The 20470-nt window shown below is 51.3% G+C and carries 17 protein-coding genes; 10 read left to right on the forward strand and 7 right to left on the reverse strand.

Annotated features, from left to right (window positions below):
* Nucleotides 1-15: 15 nt before the first annotated feature.
* Both J1836_RS15455 and J1836_RS22015 read right to left on the reverse strand, forming a co-directional pair.
* Nucleotides 16-1656: a two-component system sensor histidine kinase NtrB gene (locus J1836_RS15455; RefSeq protein WP_207252033.1), complete on the reverse strand. Its 1641-nt coding sequence runs from the start codon at nucleotides 1654-1656 to the stop codon at nucleotides 16-18.
* Complete coding sequence (locus tag J1836_RS22015) at nucleotides 1614-1856, reverse strand: PP0621 family protein (RefSeq protein WP_372447682.1); 243 nt, start codon at nucleotides 1854-1856, stop codon at nucleotides 1614-1616. The genes J1836_RS15455 and J1836_RS22015 overlap by 43 nt, the downstream gene beginning before the upstream one ends.
* A gap of 61 nt (nucleotides 1857-1917) precedes the next feature.
* Here J1836_RS22015 and J1836_RS15460 point away from each other — a divergent pair, with 61 nt between their 5' ends.
* The 4 genes from J1836_RS15460 to J1836_RS15475 are packed head-to-tail and all read left to right on the forward strand — an operon-like array spanning nucleotide 1918 to nucleotide 6561.
* Nucleotides 1918-3573 carry an NAD+ synthase gene (locus J1836_RS15460; RefSeq protein WP_207252034.1) on the forward strand — a complete coding sequence of 552 codons (1656 nt, stop codon included), beginning with the start codon at nucleotides 1918-1920 and terminating at the stop codon, nucleotides 3571-3573.
* 8 nt (nucleotides 3574-3581) lie between these two features.
* Entirely contained in the window at nucleotides 3582-3920 is a 339-nt protein-coding gene (locus tag J1836_RS15465) for a P-II family nitrogen regulator (protein ID WP_207252035.1), read from the forward strand.
* Nucleotides 3917-5503 carry a tRNA(Met) cytidine acetyltransferase TmcA gene (locus tag J1836_RS15470; RefSeq protein ID WP_207253168.1) on the forward strand — a complete coding sequence of 529 codons (1587 nt, stop codon included), beginning with the start codon at nucleotides 3917-3919 and terminating at the stop codon, nucleotides 5501-5503. The genes J1836_RS15465 and J1836_RS15470 overlap by 4 nt, the downstream gene beginning before the upstream one ends.
* A gap of 2 nt (nucleotides 5504-5505) precedes the next feature.
* Nucleotides 5506-6561: an acyltransferase family protein gene (locus J1836_RS15475; protein ID WP_207252036.1), complete on the forward strand. Its 1056-nt coding sequence runs from the start codon at nucleotides 5506-5508 to the stop codon at nucleotides 6559-6561.
* Here J1836_RS15475 and J1836_RS15480 read toward each other — a convergent pair.
* The 4 genes from J1836_RS15480 to J1836_RS15495 all read right to left on the reverse strand — a co-directional run bounded on the left by J1836_RS15480 (nucleotide 6558) and on the right by J1836_RS15495 (nucleotide 12563).
* Nucleotides 6558-7385 carry an undecaprenyl-diphosphate phosphatase gene (locus J1836_RS15480; RefSeq protein WP_207252037.1) on the reverse strand — a complete coding sequence of 276 codons (828 nt, stop codon included), beginning with the start codon at nucleotides 7383-7385 and terminating at the stop codon, nucleotides 6558-6560. The two genes, J1836_RS15475 and J1836_RS15480, sit on opposite strands and share 4 nt — an antisense overlap.
* Before the next feature lie 40 nt (nucleotides 7386-7425).
* On the reverse strand, nucleotides 7426-8544 hold the full coding sequence (locus J1836_RS15485; RefSeq protein WP_207252038.1) for a class I SAM-dependent methyltransferase: 1119 nt from the start codon (nucleotides 8542-8544) through the stop codon (nucleotides 7426-7428).
* 62 nt (nucleotides 8545-8606) lie between these two features.
* On the reverse strand, nucleotides 8607-10703 hold the full coding sequence (locus J1836_RS15490) for an Ig-like domain-containing protein (protein ID WP_207252039.1): 2097 nt from the start codon (nucleotides 10701-10703) through the stop codon (nucleotides 8607-8609).
* A 162-nt stretch (nucleotides 10704-10865) separates the two neighbouring features.
* The gene (locus J1836_RS15495) at nucleotides 10866-12563 is read right to left on the reverse strand and encodes an O-antigen ligase family protein (RefSeq protein ID WP_207252040.1); all 1698 of its coding nucleotides are present in this window, start codon (nucleotides 12561-12563) and stop codon (nucleotides 10866-10868) included.
* 417 nt (nucleotides 12564-12980) lie between these two features.
* On the opposite strand from J1836_RS15495, the gene J1836_RS15500 reads away from it, so the two are divergent.
* Nucleotides 12981-13718, forward strand: a complete 738-nt coding sequence (locus J1836_RS15500; RefSeq protein ID WP_242632875.1) for a pteridine reductase — start codon at nucleotides 12981-12983, stop codon at nucleotides 13716-13718.
* Between the two features lie 6 nt (nucleotides 13719-13724).
* Here the strand turns inward: J1836_RS15500 and rfaH are convergent, their stop codons facing one another.
* Nucleotides 13725-14249, reverse strand: coding sequence for a transcription/translation regulatory transformer protein RfaH (rfaH, locus tag J1836_RS15505; protein WP_242632876.1), 525 nt, complete (start codon nucleotides 14247-14249; stop codon nucleotides 13725-13727).
* 210 nt (nucleotides 14250-14459) lie between these two features.
* On the opposite strand from rfaH, the gene J1836_RS15510 reads away from it, so the two are divergent.
* The 5 genes from J1836_RS15510 (at nucleotide 14460) to J1836_RS15530 (ending at nucleotide 20469) form a co-directional block, all read left to right on the forward strand.
* Entirely contained in the window at nucleotides 14460-15209 is a 750-nt protein-coding gene (locus tag J1836_RS15510; RefSeq protein WP_207252042.1) for an ABC transporter ATP-binding protein, read from the forward strand.
* A complete protein-coding gene (locus tag J1836_RS15515; RefSeq protein ID WP_207252043.1) occupies nucleotides 15206-15967 on the forward strand; it encodes an ABC transporter permease in 762 nt (253 codons plus the stop codon). The genes J1836_RS15510 and J1836_RS15515 overlap by 4 nt, the downstream gene beginning before the upstream one ends.
* Nucleotides 15968-15973: 6 nt before the next feature.
* Nucleotides 15974-17383 carry a GldG family protein gene (locus tag J1836_RS15520; RefSeq protein ID WP_207252044.1) on the forward strand — a complete coding sequence of 470 codons (1410 nt, stop codon included), beginning with the start codon at nucleotides 15974-15976 and terminating at the stop codon, nucleotides 17381-17383.
* Nucleotide 17384: 1 nt separating this feature from the next.
* A complete protein-coding gene (locus J1836_RS15525; protein WP_207252045.1) occupies nucleotides 17385-18188 on the forward strand; it encodes a DUF4340 domain-containing protein in 804 nt (267 codons plus the stop codon).
* Between the two features lie 124 nt (nucleotides 18189-18312).
* A complete protein-coding gene (locus tag J1836_RS15530; RefSeq protein ID WP_207252046.1) occupies nucleotides 18313-20469 on the forward strand; it encodes a FecR family protein in 2157 nt (718 codons plus the stop codon).
* The last annotated feature ends 1 nt before the right edge of the window (nucleotide 20470 follow it).

Genomic DNA, 20470 nt, shown 5'->3' on the forward strand with positions numbered 1-20470 from the left:
GTTAATTATTGTCGATTAACGGTGATGCGCAAACACGAGGCGGAAACAGCTTCCACCCGTTGCAAGGGCAACATAGTCCAAGGTTGCGCCATTGGTCAAGCACAGTTCGCGTGACATAAATAAGCCCAACCCGGTGCCTTGGGTACTGGTGGTGAAAAATGGCTCAAACAGGCGTTGGCGTTGCGCTTCGGTCATGCCGCGCCCGTTGTCGATAATATTGAGCATAATGTCGCGGGTATGCGTCGGGTTGCCGCCGTGAATATCCAATTGCAAACGGGTGGGATCTTCATGCGCGTATTTGTAGGCGTTGCGGCACAAATTCCAAATAATCTGATGCAAATGTGCTGGGTCGAATTCGATCACCGTGTCAGCGGGTTCGATGTAGAGGTTAACTTGGTCGTCCCGCAATTTGTTTTGCTGAATAAAGTCTTTGCGGAATTCGTGCAGCCACAGCTTGAGGGCAAGGCGTTCGCGGTTCGGGGTCTTTTTGCGCGACAGATTGAGGACACTTTCAATGGTTAAATTCATGCGCCGCGCATTGGATTGGATGATTTGCAGCAAGCGCATATCGGCCGTGTCTAGGTTGGGTGATTCGCCCATGAGTTGCGCGGCGTGGCTGATTGCGCCGAGTGGATTGCGAATTTCATGCGCAATGCTGGCGGTTAACTGACCGAGTGAAGCCAGTTTGGCACTTTGTAATTTTTCACGCTGTTCGGTGGTGTCTTCCAAATTGATCATGGTGGCACGGCGTGATTGATTACCCAATTGTGAAAAACGCGCCCGCATTTCGGTGGTATTCTGGTGGCGCACGTCGAAACTGGCAATACGTGGGCAAATGGTGTGTAACCAGCGTTGCAGGTGATGATCCAATTCCGGCGCGAATTCTTGCAAGGGCTTGCTGCGCCAATTGCCGGGTTGACCGAGCATGTCCCACGCCGATTCATTCATGTGACGAATTGCACCAGAACCTTCCACCACTACAATGCCGGATTCGAGTTTGTCGAGGATGGATTGGTTAAGTTGTGACAAGTTAGCAATATCCACCCCGCGCCGTTGCGCAAGGTAGGCGACCGCGCTAGCTTTGCGAATCCAACGGTTACTCGCCAAGCTAATCAACAAAATGAACAACGCAATCAAGCCACTGTGCATGACATTGCCTTGATCCGAAATGCCTTGGTATTGAAGCCAAATTTCCATTGCCACTAACGCCATACCGGTGAGGGTGGCTAGCATGAGCGAGACATGACCAGGGTTGCCCAGATGTGGAATTAACACGGGAATGAGCAGTAAAACCCCAAAACCTGCCGTGATGCCGCTACTGGAATACAATAATCCTAAGATGAGAATAATATCTAATACCACAAACAACACGGTTTGCACGGCAAGATCCGGCCATTGGAAATAGGAGGCAAGGTTGCTGATCACCGCGAGAATCAAATACGCGCCTGTCAACCAGCGAAACAGCAATAAATCATGCTGCCCCAATTTCATTTCGCCGCCGTCAACACCATCGGACATGACTAATGCAATCAGCAATGCGCCCGCTAAGGTAAAGCGGTAGACGTGATAGAGGCGTAACAGATTCCACGGGTCTTCATGCAGGAAGACCGGTGTTAGCTTTTCGTCAAGTGTTGTGTCGCGTGTTCCAGACTGCAAAAGTGTTTCCCCCCTTGGGAAATCGCTTCGTGTTCCGGGACATGCAGGTTGCAGTGTAGGCAGCGAACCATGCGCGTATTGTTAGGTATTTTCCCGGACGTATTTTTATGTTGTTGGGTCAGGTCATGCCTGCGCTGCCATGATTTTAACAGAAGATAACCGACTACGAGCAAAACAAGGATAAAAATAATACGGGACATGATGTGTTACCGCCTTTTCAGGTATAGTCGTTAGCTGGTAACAATAACGTTTTATGACACCGTGCAAAAGAAAAATCAGACATTACGCATCGCGCTAGCGCAATTAAATGTATGCGTGGGGGATGTGCAAAACAACCTTCACCAAGTGGAAAATGCCCTCCGTCAAGCGCAAGCCCAACACGCTGATGTGCTCGTTTTCCCCGAATTAGTCTTAGCAGGCTACCCGCCGGAAGATCTGCTGTTCCGTCCCGATTTCCTTGCGCAAATGCAGGCGGGAGTGGATGCACTGGCGGCGCAAACCACCGCCATGACCGTGATTGTGGGTGTGCCGCTGCTGCGTGAGGGCATATTGCGCAATATGGCGTGCGTGCTGCGCGATGGCAAAATCGTGGCGGAATATGCTAAGCAATGCCTACCTAATTACCGTGTGTTCGATGAAAAGCGTTACTTCACCCCCGGCAATGCGTCGCTGGTGATTGAGGTGGCGGGCATCAAGCTCGGTATCTTGATTTGCGAGGATATTTGGGAGGATGCACCCGCACAAGCTGCCTTGCTGGCTGGGGCAGAAGCCTTGTGCGTGTTGAATGCGTCGCCGTTTAGTGCGGACAAGCAGGCACAACGCAGCGCATTATTGCAACGCCAAGCCGCTCACAACCAATGTCCGCTAGCGTATGTGAATCTGGTGGGCGGGCAGGATGAGTTGGTCTTCGATGGTGATTCCATGCTGGTGGATGCGGCGGGGCAGATTGCGTTTCGTGCAGAGGCGTTTTCCGAAGGCGTGTTTGTCGAAGAGTGGAATATCACCCCTTCCCTCGTAGGGGTGACCGGTCGGTCGCCTTTACTCTCATCACCTGACACCACGCCGATTATTTACCAAGCCATCACCACCGGCATTCGCGATTACGTCCGCAAAAACGGTTTTTCCCGTGTACTCCTCGGCTTGTCGGGCGGGATTGATTCGGCATTAGTACTGACCTTGGCGGTGGATGCGCTGGGCGCTGAAAATGTCGAGGCGGTGATGATGCCATTTCACTACACTTCCGAGATGAGTGTCGAAGACGCGTATCAGCAAGCGGCATGGTTAGGGGTGCGCTACCGCAACTTACCGATTGCGGGCATTTACGACGATTTCATGCAGGTACTAACGCCTGAATTTGGCGAGCGTGGCGTGGATGTGACCGAGCAGAATTTGCAAGCACGGATTCGTGGTGTGTTGCTGATGTCGCTCTCCAATAAGCTGGGCAGTTTACTGCTCTCAACCAGCAATAAGAGCGAAAGTGCCGTCGGTTATGCCACGCTATACGGCGATATGGCGGGTGGTTTTTCCCCACTGAAAGACGTGTACAAGATGCAGGTGTATCGCCTCGCCGAGTACCGCAACACATTGGGACAAGCGATTCCGCAACGCGTCATCGAGCGCCCACCTTCTGCTGAACTAGCACCGGGGCAGGTGGACCAGGATTCCTTGCCGCCGTATGAGGTGCTGGATGCGATTTTGCAGCGCTTCATCGAAGGCGACTGCGTGCTGGAAGACATTATTGCGGATGGATTTGATGCCGCAACGGTGCGCCGCGTGGTGAATCTGGTACTATTGAGCGAGTATAAACGTCGCCAAGCTGCCCCAGGAGTGCGTATCAGTGGGCGCGGCTTTGGCAAAGACTGGCGTTACCCGATTACGTCGGCGTGGCGTAAAAATTTACCCTTTAAAACCCCCTAGGAGTGTGTATGAAGCTGATTCAGGCCATTATTAAACCCTTCAAACTGGACGATGTGCGCGAAGCCTTGACCGAAATCGGCGTAACAGGGATGACCGCGAGTGAGGTAAAAGGCTTTGGGCGGCAAAAAGGTCACACTGAGTTGTACCGTGGTGCAGAATACGTGGTGGATTTTCTACCGAAAGTGAAGCTGGAAATCGTGGTCAAGGAAGAGGATGTGGATACTGCGATTGAGGCGATCCAAAAAGCCGCGCATACCGGCAAGATCGGCGATGGGAAGATTTTTGTGTTGCCTGTCGAGCAAGCGATTCGTATCCGTACCGGCGAAATGGGGCGGGATGCCGTATAAATACGTTACCCCGTCGGCTAGCGGTCATTGCGGGGGCGCAGGCGACGTGTTTGCAACAAGTGCAAGCCTTGCTCCCTGTTGGTAAACGCGTGGTGTGGATAACCTCGGCGGATGTGGCGGGGGCGTTACCTGCTAACAAAGCGCATACGTTGTTGGGGCAGGAATGTGATGTGCTGGTGTTTGATGCGCACAGCGGCTTTAACGTGAATGCGTTTGCGGCGGTGAGTGGTACGTTGTGTGGGGGGGGGATGCTGTATTTGCTGACACCGCCGCTGGATGAATGGGCGACATTTGCTGACCCTGATTATCGACGATTTATCCCGCATCCTTACCAACCGGCAGATGTGCAGGGGCGGTTTTTGCAGCGTTTTGTACGGATGTTGCGGGATGGCTGTAGGTCGGACTTTAGTCCGACTGTCGGGCTAAAGCCCGACCTACAATCTGTTGCTGTAACGACTATTGTGCAGGCGGTTGTGCCGCTGGTGTTGACTGCGGATCGAGGACGCGGCAAGTCGGCGGCGCTGGGGCTGGCGGCAAGCCAATTGCGGGCAAGCGGCAAGCGGGTGTTATTGACAGCGCCGTCCCGTGCCACGGTTGCGACGGTATTTAAACACGCGGAATTGCCCCCGCATTTTTTCGCGCCCGATGAGCTGCTGCAAACCTTGCCGGAAGGCGAGGTGTTGCTGGTGGATGAAGCGGCGGCAATCCCGATTCCCTTGCTGTTGAAGATGTTGGCGCATTATCCGCGTTGCGTGTTTTCGACGACGTTGCACGGTTATGAGGGCAGTGGACGTGGTTTTGCGTTGCGTTTCCAAAAGGCATTGGATGCGCGTGCTTCTGCTTGGCAAGCGGTACGTTTGCATCAGCCGATGCGCTGGGCAGAACATGACCCGCTTGAACATTTCATTAACCAATCATTGTTGTTAAATGCGGATCTTGCTCCCTTCACCCCTTGCGGGGGAAGGGTTGGGGATGGGGGGAATGGTACGAAGGATCGTCAATTAGATCGGGATGAGCTTGCCGAAAATGAACCACTTCTCCGCCAACTTTTCGGGCTGCTTATCACCGCTCATTACCAAACGCGTCCCTCTGACCTACGGCAAATGCTTGATGCACCGGATATTTCCATTCATGTTCTCGAACAGCACGGCGTCATCGTGGCGGTCGCCTTGCTCTCGCGTGAAGGGGGGCTGGATGAGGAACTGACGGCTGCGATTCATGCAGGCACGCGTCGCCCCCACGGGCATCCCGTTCCGCAAACCCTAACCTTTCACGCACAAATTCCCCGTGCGGCAGAGTTGGTGTGCGAACGTGTGATGCGAATTGCCGTAGATCCCACCGTGCAGAATCAGGGATTAGGTGCGCAATTGTTGCAACATCTGCTAGGCTTTGCTGCCCAGCAACAGGCGGATTATGTGGGCGTGAGTTACGCGCTGACCCCTGAATTGCAGCGCTTTTGGGAACGTGCCGGATTTGTGCTGGCACGCGTCGGGCATCGGCAAGATACCGCTAGCGGCAGCCGTTCGGTGGTGCAGGTCAAAGCATTGAGTGCAGCAGCACAGCAATTGTTCAAGGGATTGTGAGCGTGGAAAAGGTTTCAACTAGCGGGCAACGGTTTTTGGCGCTGGATGCGTTGCGTGGGCTAGCGGCGTTGTGGGTTGTGTACTTTCATCTCTATGGCGGTTTGGGCTATTTGGCGGTGGATTTCTTTTTGGTGTTGAGTGGGTTTATCCTGACGCACCGTTATTGGTATAGCAATAAACCGACCTCGGCAGCCGTGTTTGTGGCGCACCGCATTGCCCGTTTGTACCCGCTGCACTTGTATACCTTGTTGATGTTCGTGCTAGTGCATTGGCTGATGTATTGGTCGATGCCGACGTTTCCCGATGGCGCATTGTTTACTTTCATGCAGCATTTGACACTGACGCATAATATTGGGTTGAGTCCACATGGCTTGACGTGGAATTACCCCAGTTGGTCGGTGTCGGTGGAATTCTTCGTCAATATCCTGTTTATTTTTCTGCTGACCCGTGAGGTGCGCAGTGGGGTGTTGTTTTTGCTGGGTACATTCGGGATTCTGGTGCTGTTTATGCAGCATGGGCAGTTGAATACGCAGTCGGATAATTATTTCGGTATCCTCAATTCTGGGTTGTTGCGGGGGATGTCGTCGTTTTTGTTGGGGATTTTGTCGTATCGTGTCTACTTGTTTTACCGAGATGATGGGCGCGTTGCTCGTTATGCGGTGTGGTTGGAAATACTTTGCGTATTGGCGGTGCTGGGGATGATTGGGAGTCGCACAGGTGCATCAATGGGGATGGATGTGTTTGTGCCGTATCTGGCATTGCTGCTGGTGGCGATTTTTGCGTGGGAACAGGGTTGGCTATCGCGTGGTTTGCGGCGATTGGCGTATTTGGGGGAAATTTCCTATTCGGTTTACCTCAACCATTTGGTGGTAATTATGGTATTACGCCACCTTGCCAAGCCATACGGCTGGGATAAGCCGCTGATTTTGTGGCTAACCTTCGCTGTGGTATTGGTGTATTCGCATTTTACCCACCGTTATTTGGAAATTCCGTTGGGTAAATCCATGCGGCTGGGGCTGGAAGCGTTAGCTTCCAAATCCCCGCCACCGTCTGTTTAGTGGACTGTCCACTCCACCAGCCCCGTATAGGCGGTGATAATGACGACGATACCGAAGGCAATCCGATACCACGCAAACACGGTGAAATCGTTATTGCTGACGTAACGGATCAATGCGCGTACCGCAATCATTGCGCTGATAAACGCAAACACGAAACCGACTGCCCACGCGCCCATGTCATCCATGCTCAACAAAGCGCGTTCTTTGTACATGGAATAGACAGAGGCTATTCCCAAGGTTGGCACGGCAAGGAAAAACGAAAATTCCGCTGCTGCTTTGCGGGATAGCCCAAAGAATAGACCGCCGATAATGGTTGAGCCTGAGCGAGACATGCCCGGAATCAAGGCAACTGCTTGTGCCAGCCCCAGTTTCAACGCATCTTTGGGGTTAATATCATCGACGGTCGCAATGGTGACGGTGTGCTGGCGTTTTTCCGCCCAAAGAATAATAAAACCACCGACAATAAACGCAATCGCGACCGGCACAGGCTTAAACAAAAACGCTTTGATCATGTCACCAAACACCAAGCCCAATACCGCCAACGGCAGGAACGCAATCGCTAAGTTAATCAGTAAACGGTTGGCAATCGGGTCACGCCCAATCCCTGCGAAGGTGCTAATGAAACGCGTGCGGTATTCCCAAATGACTGCGAGAATCGCCCCCAATTGGATGGCAATTTCAAACACACCGCGTTTGGCGTGATCCATAAAATTCAGCAAGTCGCCCGCGAGAATCAAGTGTCCCGTGCTGGAGATAGGCAAAAACTCGGTTGCGCCTTCCACCAGACCCATGATGGCGGCTTTGAGTAGTAACAAAAAATCCATGAAAATCCTTTGGTGTATCGTTGGTGGATAAATAAATTCATTAAAGGCGATGCCGTTGGTCGCCGAGTGTAAAGCCCTGTAATTCTGACGTAAACCCCTTGCACAGGGCGATGACCTTGAAACGTTCGCCCATTTCCGATGGCAGGCTCAAGGTACGGACTTGTTGCGCGAGTTTATACTGATTTTCCGGTCGGGCTTGCAACGCGGCGATGAAAAGCGCTTCTAAGCCGCTATTCGCCAGAAATGCGGCTTGGGTGGTGTAGCCTGCTAGCATTAAACCTGCATCCAAACCCGCATTCGCGACGGCAGTGAAATCAACGCTGGCGGTAATGTCTTGCAAGCCCACGTAAATCAGTGGGTTGTCGTGGACGCGGTGCTGGTAATGGCAAATCAGTGTGCCGCTGCTGCGTTCAGGGCGGTAATAATCGTTTTCCTCGTAGCCGTAGTCGATCAGCAGTAATGCGCCTGCTGCTAGTGAATCCGCCATGCTTTGCAGCCATGCGGGCAGGGCGGGGTTGAATTCGGAGGTGTAAAAACCATCCACATTCACCCACGCAAAGTTATCATCTGCTGTCGCGACGTGGCGGATAACGCGTTCGTTGTTGACCAACGTAAAGACATCGACCGGCATGGCATCCAGCACTTCATTGCCGACAATCGCGCCGCGAATCGGCGTATCGGGCAAACGATCTAACCATGCCACCCGTTCCAGCAAATGCGGTACGTGTTTTTGTAGGGTTTGGTGTTGGCGTTCCCGTAATTCGGGGCTGAGGTCTAAAATCCAATAATGCGTGGGCAGGCAGCCGATATTTTCTAGATGCGCTAATATATCTGCTGCCATTAAGCCACTGCCAGCGCCCAATTCCAAGATGTCGCCACCACCGAGTGTGGTGAGTACTTGCGCACATTGGTTGGCGAGGCATTGTGAAAACAGTGGGGAAATTTCGGGTGCAGTGATGAAATCGCCTTCCTTGCCGATCTTGTGCGAACCGGCGACGTAATAGCCTAAACCCGGTTCGTACAGAGCCATTTGCATGAAGTCGCGGAAGGGAATGCTGCCTGCATTCGCAGTAATTGCTGTGCGGATACGACGAGCAAGCTGTTCACTGTGTGCTAATGCCTCGGCAGAGGGTGTGGGTAATGTGTCGGTAAAACGCATGGGTACGATTGTTTGAAGGAAAGCAGCCATTCAAGCGTGAATGGCTGCTACGGGTCAAGTGTTTAGCTGGAAGGGTTGGGCGTGGTGGTGATATTAATCCCAATATATCCCTCATTGGAAACAGCACCGTGAATGTCTTTCACTGTATAAGTGAAGGAGTCTGTACCTAATGCGCCGCGATTGGGTGTGTAAATAAATTTCCCACCGCTAATTTTCACTATCCCTTTAGTCGGTTTGCGCACCACACTGTTAGCCAGTATGGCATCACCATCCGTATCACTGGTGTGCTGATTCATCTTGTCCAGTGTTCTAGCTTTACCAAACGCGACATCGTAGCCGCGATATTTGGCAACGGGGGCAGTATTAGTCGCAACGTTAACAGTGACATTGGCTGTGGCGCTTAATCCAGCAGCATTCGTGACGGTGTATGTAAAAGTATCAGCACCGCTAGTGCCTTTTTTCGGTGTGTAAGTAACGTCACCTGTGGTTTTGTTAACCTTGACAGTACCCTTAGCAGGGATCGTGTTCTTAGTGATGGTTGGCTTAGGCGTGCCATCATTAGTTAACACGTTAAAGGTGACCGGTGTGCCGTATTTGGTGCTGGCGGTGTCGTCTACTGGTGTTGGTGCAACCCCCGGTTTGACAGTAATGTTCACGGTAGCGGTGTCGGTCGAGCCTTGGCTATGACGTAGCGTGTACGTGAAACTGGTAGTGCCACTGTAACCTTTTTTAGGGGTGAACTTGGCTTCACCGACAGTTGGTCCTGTTTTGCTTAAGGTAAGTGTGCCAGCCGTGCTGGGTGGGTTGGTGTAGGCGCTGATACTCAATGTACCGCTTGTTGGCTTGAGGTCATTGGTGACAACATTGAACGTCTTTACAGTATTAAATTCAGTGGTAACGCTATCATCAATAGCATCCACGGGGTTGGGAGCGGCGCCGACAGTAACGTTCACGGTGGCTGTGGCACTGCCACCTTTGCCATCGCTAATCGTGTAAGTGAAGCTGTCTGTACCACTGAAACCCGTTTTTGGCGTGTAGATGAACGTATTGCCTGAGCGAGTTACTGTGCCATTTGCTGGGGTGGTGTTCGCTGTGACAGAGAGAGTATCGCCGTTGGCATCAGTGTCATTAGCCAATACATTACTAATAGTCACTGCTGTTCCAGATGTGGTCGTGGCAGTGTCGTTATTCGCCACGGGGGCTGTGTTAGTAGTATTGGTAGAGGGTAGATCTTCGGTACGCAGAGTGACGTTGTAACCGCAGGCGGCTGCACTTGCATCGCTCACTGGGTCAAAGATATTCATAACTACCGCAACACCATAGCTATAAGGGTAAGGCGGAGTACCAAAAGGTGTATAGCCAGTTGAGCCTATTCGATGAAAGCCCAAAAAGCCTTCATGAGGTGCTGCGCCGTTGTTATTTTTAAATCCCCATGTACTTGTTGGATTGGAGAGCGGCGTGTCTTGCAACAATACTGCTTCACGATGCCCCCAACTTGAACTGGCATCATCGTAAATCCAAGCATAAATTGCTCGTTCTATTGGTAGAGGAACGCTCGTTGCGCCAATGGCAACGGTGCTGTAAGCCGCAAAATAGGCTAAGTTTTCCGAACGCGTGGTGAATTCTTTGCAACTCGCACCAACGGTTGCATCAATGCGTTTGGTTGGGTTATCAGTGGTTGAGTTACCTGATGGCTGGTAATGTCCTGTTGTATCACTGTTATGAAGCAATGTAGCGTAGTTTTGAGCGGTAGTATCTACGTGGTTTTCTATGCCCGCCAGAGGTAAACCGATAACGCCGAGCATCATGCCTGCCCGTGCTGTCCGCTCTGCATTCAGTAGGAAAAGTGCTTTTGCATCATCGCTCATACCATCCCATACGGATTGGCTTGGCAATACTAAATTACCCAAAGCATTGACGGTTAAGCCGAGTTGAACTTCTTCTTGCCGCCTCGCGTAATTGAATGCAGCCATTATATCTGCAACGCCTGTGTAACCAATGCCGTTTTCTCCGGCTTTAGTTCCCCATGATATGTCGTTATTGATATTAGGTGGTGATAGTGCAGATGCAGGATTAATCCCGAATAAGCCTCCTGTTGCAATAGCAGAAATGAGTACGGCAAGCAGTTTCTTGCTGTTATTGGATCTAAATGATTTCATCGCAAAGCCCTCGGATGATAGATAGAAATGATAAGCACTGCTAAGGGGGTGATTTTTATCAGCGCTATAAATAGTATCGTTTATTTTTTTAAATAGTTCAATAAGTAGGCAAGAAAAATTAATGTAGTATTAATTAAATGATTTAAATGAGATATTTTTGATCTATTCAAGTAATTCATGCACGGCTTTGCTGTACTGCACAGTGGCTAACGTCAAGGTATCTGTCTCATTAAAGGTTTGCGTTGAGCGTTGTTGATCTCCGTAATTTTCTGTGGAAACACTGACTTGTTTTTTATTGAGGTTAATGAAAATGTATTCGCGTTGTGTTCCGCAGGTAATAGTAAGATCGGGAGCGTGTTCGGTTGCACCTAGATGTAATTGGCATTGCCGCTGATGTAGTAAGGGGTAAAGATCAACGGACAGTTTTACTGCGGCTAATGTATGGCTCTTGCTTGCCCCACCCATCTCATAGGTTTTCGCATACTGGGAAGCGAAGGTGAGGCTGCCATCAGTCCAAAAACGTGTATGGGGGTTGAGTGTAAAGGGTGCATCCACAACACGCGGTAGTTGGTATACCGTGAAGCCTGCCAATGCAAGGCTTGGCATGAGTAAAATTAGGTTCGCCCAGACGGGTAAACGAATCCGATAAGTATCGGGTGTCCAAGTACGTTGCAAGCTAACCGCGATACCGAGCATGATTGTCATGTATGCCAAGCTGATGGGCATGACGATCAAACCATCCAGTAGCCCAGCCGTCGCGGCTGCCCCAATGCTAGCAACGGCGGGTAAAGCTAATAGCTGCCGTTCGGTTGCGTGGGTTTGCATGACCTGACACCAGCGCCACAGTTGATACCCCAAAAACAGACTGAGCAGTAAGGTGAACGGGATTCCCCATTCGCTTAACCATTGAATCAAATAATTGTGCGGGTGTGCTTCGGTTTTAAAGAAGCCCGTTTCTGCGGTCATCATCGGCCCTAGACCGAACCAAGGATGTTCCCCTGTTTGTTGGAGTGCATGTAACCAAATATCAAGGCGCCCGTTACTGTTAGTGAGTTCACGGTGTACGGAATAGCTTGCAAGCGTTTCTGGCTCAGGTGTATTGAGTATCTCAGGTAGCCATAATACGAGGAATGCGTAATACGCCATGCCTAAGAACGCCGTTATTAGTAGCCATTGCACGTAACGTTTCCATGCGGTCGGTGTCAGCCACCACGTCATAACAATACTGGCTAACATGGCAATGAAAAAACTGCGTGTACCGCTCAAATACGCCATGCTCCAACTTAGCGCCAAACTATTCATGGCTAGAAAGCGCCAACGTGTAGATTTGTAAGTGGTTAATACGGCTATACAGAAAGGGATTGTCCAAACTAGAAACTGACCGTAGAAGCGCAGATTGGAGAAGCCATCAATAATAGCCAGCGCATTTAATGGGTAACCATTCAAGGTGATTTCAGCATAATTCCATAAATGCCGTAGTACATAGCCTCCTTGAATCAAGAACATGGTGATAGCGATGTGTTGGATGAAAGCCGCATTCACGCTACGCAAGAGCACTTGTGTTAAGACAAATACCGTGAATAACAACGCAAATTCTACCCCTGACCATAAGGGCGCAGGCGAAAGACTGCTGGCGATTAAGCCGAGTGTCGCTAGTATGGCTAAAATAGTGAGCGTAAGCGGTGTCCATGTAGCCTCCCAAAGCTGTTTACCCAACAAGACAGTGGCAAGCAGGATGGTGAGAATACGTTGGGCATCATGAAATTCTAATGGCAGGAAAAACGGTAATAACGCTAAACCGGCTAAACAACCGAGTGCAATACGGTCAGTTACTGACCAAATACGATGACAGGTGTACATGCAGGTATTTCTCGATGTGTAGCGTCAGTAACTTTGCGGCTGTGATGTTAAAGTGATCGTACCCACGTCGGTGATGAGATGCTGGTTATCCGTTTCGACAAAAGCAAGGGTTTCGGGTGTACCTTCTTGGCTTAGGTAACATAAGGTCGTTGCACCAAAGCGAACCAATTGCCCGTATTGGGGGGGTGTCCACGTATAAAAACGCTGGGGTAGCAGCGTTGCGCATAAAATAGGGCGTCCTTCACTGATTTCAGGGGCAAATTCACTCGGTGCTGCCTGTGTATGAGGAACTAAGCAGAAGTAACCCAACATCAGTAGAAAACAATGGGAGCGGGGTAAATTGGGAGGCTGATGGAGCATGTGTTATAAACCGTGTAATGCAAAATTAAATTTTGGAATGATTAACTAACGATGTCTATGCTTAAAAATAAAGTAGCACTCCTCACTGGCGCAGCACGGCGCATTGGCGCAGCAACCGCACGCACCCTCCACACCGCAGGCGCAACCGTCGTCATTCACTACCGCCACTCCGCAGCGGAGGCCGAAATCTTACAAGCGGAACTCAATGCCGCTCGCCCTGCGTCGTGTTTTCTGGTGCAAGGTGACTTGCTGGATATTTCAGTCATGCCCACCCTAATCGCGCAAACGCTTGAGCAAGCAGGCAGGCTGGATATTCTGGTAAACAACGCCTCATCTTTCTACCCAACGCCATTGGCGACGGTGACGGAACAGCAATTCGATGACCTGATCGGCACCAATCTGAAAGCCCCGCTATTCATGGCGCAAGCTGCCGCGCCACACTTACAAGCCAGTAACGGCTGCATGATCAATATCGTCGATATTCACGGAATGCGCCCTTTGCAAGGCTACGCCGCCTATTGCATTGCCAAAGCCGGTTTGCTGATGCTGACGCAAGTATTAGCACGGGAATTGGGCCCTAATGTGCGCGTCAATGGCGTTGCGCCGGGGGCAATCCTCTGGCCAGAAATGACAGAAAATCACGCCATGCACACCGAGATTCTGGCAAAAACCGCCTTGAAACGCGAAGGCAATCCCGATGATATTGCCCGCACGGTGCTGTTTCTCGTGCGTGATGCCGACTACATCACGGGGCAAGTAATCCCCGTGGATGGTGGGCGTTTGCTAAACCACTAAGCCAATTTACGCAGCGTAGAGTTGCCCCGGTGTGAGCGCTAATTTGGTTTGTTTGTGGAGAATTTCCAGCAACACAATGACGCGCTCCTCACCATCGTATTTCTGGAAGATCGCTTCCAGACCTCGGAAAGGGCCGTCGGTAATCACCACTTTGTCGCCGTTATGGAAACGGTCAAGGTCAATGGCGCGTTCGCCGAGGTAAACTTCTTGTTGTTTCAACGTCGCGATTAATGCATCAGGAACGCGTGCGGCTTCTGTGCCAAAGCACACAAAACTGCTGATGCCCGTGGTGGAACGAATCGGTGCCCAGTTGTCGTTCACACCGTCATCCAAATGGATGAACATATAACGGGGAAACAACGATTCGACTTTGGTGACAACTTTACCGCGTTGCGTGCGTAAGCGTTTGGCGAGGGGACGGTATACGTCGTAGCCTTGATTACGCAGTTGGAATTCTGCAACTTCATCCTTGTGTGGTTTGCTGGTCAGCAGAAACCAGTTTCTATCCGTTTCGACACTCATGACGCTCATGATAAATACTCTTTAAGTAAGCCCAACCAAATACCTGCGAACGCTCAACTTACCAAGTCCCCAAACCTGAGAAGTATCGTAGCGTTACACAGCGTTACATTTTACTGAGTCTATTCGATATACTCGGAGGTTCAAGGCTTTTTATATAGAATATTTTTATGATTAATTCAATAATTATTAATGAATGCTGAATCGACAAGGGCAAGTTACATGATAAATCATCAGGATAGGCTGATTAATGCAATCGGATTATCACGTTACTACAGTGAGCATTGCGCCGTAAATAATGTCGACGTGGTGCTGCATAAAGGTGAAGTCTTGGGTCTGCTGGGGCCAAATGGCGCTGGGAAATCAACCACGATGCAAATGCTGACCGGCAACTTATCCCCCAGCGTTGGCGAAATCCAGATAAATGGCATTGACCTGCTGGATGAACCACGCAATGCCAAGCAACAAATGGGTTATTTACCCGAACAACCGCCGGTTTACCGTGACCTTACCGTGAGCGAATACCTGCATTACTGTGCGCGTTTGCGTAATGTGCCAGCAGTTCAGCGCAAGGGTGCAGTCGCTACCGCGAGCGAACGTTGCGGCTTGCAAGACGTGAGCAAACGCTTAATTGGTAATCTATCCAAGGGCTTTCGCCAGCGTGTGGGGATCGCGCAAGCCATCCTGCACAACCCTGCTGTGGTGATTTTGGATGAACCCACCGTGGGGCTTGACCCCATTCAAATCCGTGAAATTCGTAGCTTAATTCGTGAATTGGGCAAGGAGCACGGCATTATTCTCTCCACGCATATTTTACCGGAAGTGCAGGCGGTGTGTGATCGAGTGCAAATCCTCAATCACGGCAAAACCGTTTTCAACGACACCTTGGAGGGTGTGGAATCGCTGGAAAAAGTGTTCTTCGATCTAATTTTCCGCGAAGCGGATAGTACACACGCGGAGGTAGTCGTATGAATGCGATTTGGGCAATAGCCAGCACCGAATTCCGTCGGATGTTTTTATCACCGTTGGCGTGGAGCATTTTAGCGGTGGTGCAATTCATTTTGGCATGGATGTTTTTGTTGGGCTTGAATGAATACGCCACGCAAACCCAAGCCACGGCGGTGGGGGCGGAAAATATCGCGGGCATTAGTGAAGCGATGATTCCGTTCCTGTTTTCAACGGCAGCGTCGATTATGTTGGTGGTCATGCCTTTGATTACCATGCGTTTGTTTGCGGAAGAGCGTATGAACCAGACGTTAATCTTGCTGACTTCTTCGCCGTTATCAAGTACGCAAATTGTGTTGGGGAAATACTTCAGCGTGTTGGGGTTTGTGTTGCTGTTTGTGGGCTTGTTGGCGGCGATGCCGCTATCGTTGGCGTTGGCAACGCAACTGGATTGGGGGCAATTGGCGGCGGCGGTGTTGGGGCTAACGTTATTGTTGGCAGCTTTTGCGGCGGCAGGCTTGTTTCTATCATCGTTGGCGCGGCAGCCGGTGATTGCGGCGGTAACGACGTTTGGGTTCTTGCTGTTGCTGGATGTGTTATATCAGTCAGGGCATTCGCAAGGCGCATCGAGTGAATTGTTTGTGTACTTGTCGGCGTTTGGGCATTTCTTGTCGTTTGCAGGCGGCATGTTTGATAGCAGCGATGTGGCGTACTACGTATTGTTCATTGGCGGATTTTTGATTCTGACCATCCGTAAACTTGATAACGACCGCTTGCAAGGGTAATCAGCGATGAAAATGAGTAAAAATGCCCACCGTTTAGTTGGGCTACAAAATGCGATTTTCTATGCCTTATTCGTGGTAGTGATCGTGTTGCTGGGGTTCTTTTCCCGTACTTTCAAATTTGAGGCGGACTGGACGTATGCTAGCCGCAATAGCCTCAGCGCCCCCACGCAAACTTTGCTGGCAACGTTGGATAAACCGTTGGCGTTTATTGCCTACATCCCCGACAACCCTAGTTTGCAAGAGCAGATTAAGCAGTTGGTGGCGAAGTACCAGCGCATTAAGCCCGATACGACGTTGGAATTCGTGAACCCTGATCTTGATCCGGCGCGTGCTAAGCAAGATGCGATTGATCACGCGGGGCAATTGGTGATTCGTTACGCGGGACGCAGCGAGGTGATGGATTCCGCCAGTGAAGAAACCCTTGGCAATGCCATCCAACGCCTAAGCCGGGGCAGCGAACGGTTGGTGGCGTTTCTGGAAGGACATGGCGAACGCCAGCCCTTGGCGACACAATCCAACGGGATGTCGCAATTGGTGGTTAATTTGAAGCGCAGCGGGTTTCTGGTGCAACCGCATAATCTGGTGCGCACGCAGTCGATTCCACAGAATGCCAGCTTTGCGGTGATTGCAGCACCGCAGCAAGATTTCTTGCCCGGTGAAGTGGCGGTGCTGAAGCAATACGTGGAGCAGGGTGGCAATTTGCTGTGGTTGCAAGATCCCGGCGGTTTGCATGGCTTGCAGCCGTTGGAGGAATTGCTCGGTGTGCACATTTTCGATGGCACGGCGATTGATGCGAATGAACAATTGCAAGCGCTGTTGGGGATTAATCACCCTGCCGTTGTGCCCGTGGTCGATTACGGCAACAGCGAGATTGTGCAAAAACTGGCAGGAACGCAAACCGTGTTTCCGTTTGCAACCATGATTGCGCGTGCGCCGGATGCGGGCAAACAAGAGGGTGCATTGGTTTGGGAGGCAGAGGAGTTCCTCAATACCTTGCCAACCAGTTGGTTGGAAAGCAGCGGTGTTTTAGAGGGCGCGGTCAAATTTGATGAGGGCAGTAATGATCAGGAAGGGCCTATTCCCATCGGTGTCAGTTTGACGCGGACGTTGGCCGCAGCTACCGATAAACCGGACGCGAAACCGCGTGAGCAGCGCGTGGTGGTTATCGGCGACAGCGATTTCATGCTGAATAGCTTTATTGGTTTGGGGGCAAACCTTGATCTTGCTAGCAATACCTTCAACTGGTTGAGTGCAGATGACAGTTTGCTGCAAGTACCAGTGATTCGTTCCCCCGATACCAAGCTGGAATTGAGTGAAACGGCGGGGTATTTGCTGGGCACATTTTTCTTGTTCTTGTTGCCGATTGGTATGTTGCTAGCCGGTGGTTGGATCTGGTGGCTACGACGGAGACGTTAAGATGAGCAATTCCACACAGACACGGCGTTTAGGGTTGAATTTGGCACTTTTACTGCTCGTGGGTGGTTTGGGAGCAGTGGCATGGTGGCAAACCAACCAGCCGGAAACGTTGCCAGAAACCTTGCTGACCTTGACGCGTGCTGACATTACTCGCGTGACGATCACGCGTGAGCCGAGCAGTGCCAAACCTGACGTGATTCGTTTGGAACGGGAAGGCGAACGCTGGCGGATGCTTGAACCCAAGTCAGTTGCCGCCAATGCAACCCGCATCAGCCAGTTGTTCACTTTGCTGGATGAAACCGTGGCAGCCAGTTATGACGCTACGGGCAAAGATTTGGCGCAATACGGGCTTGCGCCTGCGAGCGTGAGTGTTGCCTTCAACGATGCTACGTTATGGTTTGGTGATGATAATCCCATTTCTCGCCAGCGTTATCTACTGCACGATGGCAAGGTGAAGCTGGTCTCAGAAACGGTATTTGGTTTGTTGACCGGTGACGTCATGGCATTGGTGGATAATAAACTCGTGCCGGAAGGGCGCACCGTGAAAGCAGTCGCGTTGCCGGAAGGCTTCAATGCGCAGGCGGCAGGCTTGCTGCAAAACTGGCAATCAGCGAGTGCCTTGCGGGTCGAAGCGTCCAGCACTGCGGTCAGCAAAGGTAAGGTAAACTTAACGTTTGATGATGGCAGTACGCTTGCGCTGGATGTATTGTCAAATGAAGGGGAACTTGTATTGGCGAATATTGTCTCAGGCTTACATTACGTGCTAGCCGAAATACAGCGCAAAGCATTACTACCCCGAAAATAGTTTGTGGTGAGAGTGCCCGAAATATGCCTGTGTAAAATTGCCAATAAGGATGTATAATGATGTCGGGATTAAAATTGATCAAAAATGCTCATGGCGCATTTGAGCAAACTCACGGGCAAGCAGTATGAAATACACAACCTCACTTTTTAGCGTTCTGGCGTTGGTCGGCACACTGACGCTAACATCGCCTAGCATTTTCGCAGATGAAGTTAAAACAGTTACTTCGAGTACTTCCGCTGCTGAAAACGCCGCGACACCGCGTGTTATCGGCAAAGTATCGTACTTGCTCGGTCAAGCCGACATGATTTTGTCGGATGGCGCTGTGATAGCTATCACAAAACAGACTGAAATTCTGGAAGGCAGTAAAATATCCGTAAAAGACCGCAGTAAATTGAATTTGCTGATGGTCGATGGTGCAACCGAAAAGCTGCCTGCGAATAGCACGTTGGCATTTACTCAGTATCGTTACGATCCGGCTGACCCTAAAGGGAGCGAAATTCGCAAAGAGTTAATCGAAGGTGAAGTGACCAGCAAAACCGGTGTGGGCGGCAAGGCAGCGAAAGAACGTTACCGTTTGAATTCACCCCTAGCGGCGATTGCGGTCTTGGGTACGGAATACACCGCTAGCGTGAGCGGCGGCGAAACGCGGGTGGTGGTGCTGGATGGCATTATCTCGATGGCTAAGTTGGGTGGCAGTTGCCAGCGTTCCGGCTTGGGGGCGTGTGCCGACGGCGAACAGCTCGCGGCTAGCCAGCGTGGCTTGGCGTTGGTGGTGCGTAAAGATCAGCCGCGTCCGGTGTTGATTCCTGCTTCGACACCGCCGCCCACCAAGAACACCACGCCCGTAGCCTCCGCTAAGGAACAAGCTGCCGAAGAAGAGGCGAACAAAAAGGCGGCTGAAGAAGCAGCGGCTGATAAAAAAGCGGAAGCGGATAAGCAGGCAAGTGCACAAGCTACTACCAGCAAGCCGGAGGAAAAATCCACGGAGTCTGCACCTGCCAAAGCCAGCGACAAAACCACGGACAAGGTAGCCGATAAAACCACTGACAAAGCCACGGTAAAAGAAGTCGTTGCGCCCGTGGCAGAAAAACCCACTGACAAAGTGACGCTTGAAGCCGCGAAAAAGGTCGATGAACGTGATCCTCTCGCGGAAGTCAAAGTAGAGACGAATCCCGCACCGATTACCGTTGCAGTGCAGCCTAAAACGCCAGCGGTGGTTGAACCGGTAGTGCCTGTTGCCAAGACACCAGAAGTGGTAGCGGTAGCACCCACAGTAGCGAGCAATCTAGAAAGCACACAACCCAGTGGTTTGAACGTCGCTGTGAACGAAACGACACCGCCCGTTACTGCATCTCCCACTACGTCTGTATTAACACCCATTGCCTCGTCATCCTCCACATCCAACCCGATGATTTTGGTGTCCGCAGGTTCTAGCGGTGGCACTACAGGGTTGTCAACAGAGACAGGTTTTGGGGGCGCAATACTGGAATCGTCCGGTACGGGGGGCAGTGTTTTGCTGGAATCGGCTACCGGTAGTGCCTTGACGGGCGGCGGATTAATCACCACGCCGTTAGGCTCGCCCTTGGTTGCGACGACTGATTTGGTGGAATCCTCCAGCAAAACGGAAAGCACCGTGACAACCGATGCGGGGCAAGTCATTGCTGCGGTGACTCCGCCTGTCGTGGTAACGCCAGTCGTCACACCTTCGCCAGCATTAGCACCGGTACGCTGGGGTAAGTTCGATCCCGCTGCGGTTGTGGATGGCGTGACGCTGGGTGATCAAGTTAGCAGCCAATACGCGCAAGTGATTGCTGCCACTGCTGCAAATGCCTACACGGTAGAGCGTCTGAAAACCGCGAGTGCCACGTTGCCAGAGCAACGCGATGTCGGCTTTGTGCTGGGCAGTTACGAAGCGAATGTGCGTAATGCCACCACCGGCACAGCCACTGCTGCCACGGTAACGGATGCAACGTTGAATGTCAGTTCCGTGCGTAATACGTTTGATACCGGCTTTACTTTGAATTCACCTGTTTATACAGGTGCAGTCAAAGCGACAGGGACTTATTCGGCAACGGATGGTATCTTAAAAGACGATGGCACGAACCCGCAAACAACCCTTAACGGTGCAGTGGGTGTGCTCGGTGATGCGATTGGTGCAGCTTATAGCTTTACCCATCAAATCGACACGGTGTTAAGTGCTGACGGTGTATTAGGTTGGACGGGCACTGCGGTCGCCGCGACGACACCGTTGCCTTCCGTAGGAACAACGCTTGGGAATTAAT

It is taken from the genome of Thiothrix fructosivorans (genome assembly GCF_017349355.1).
GTDB classification, from domain to species: Bacteria; Pseudomonadota; Gammaproteobacteria; order Thiotrichales; family Thiotrichaceae; genus Thiothrix; species Thiothrix fructosivorans.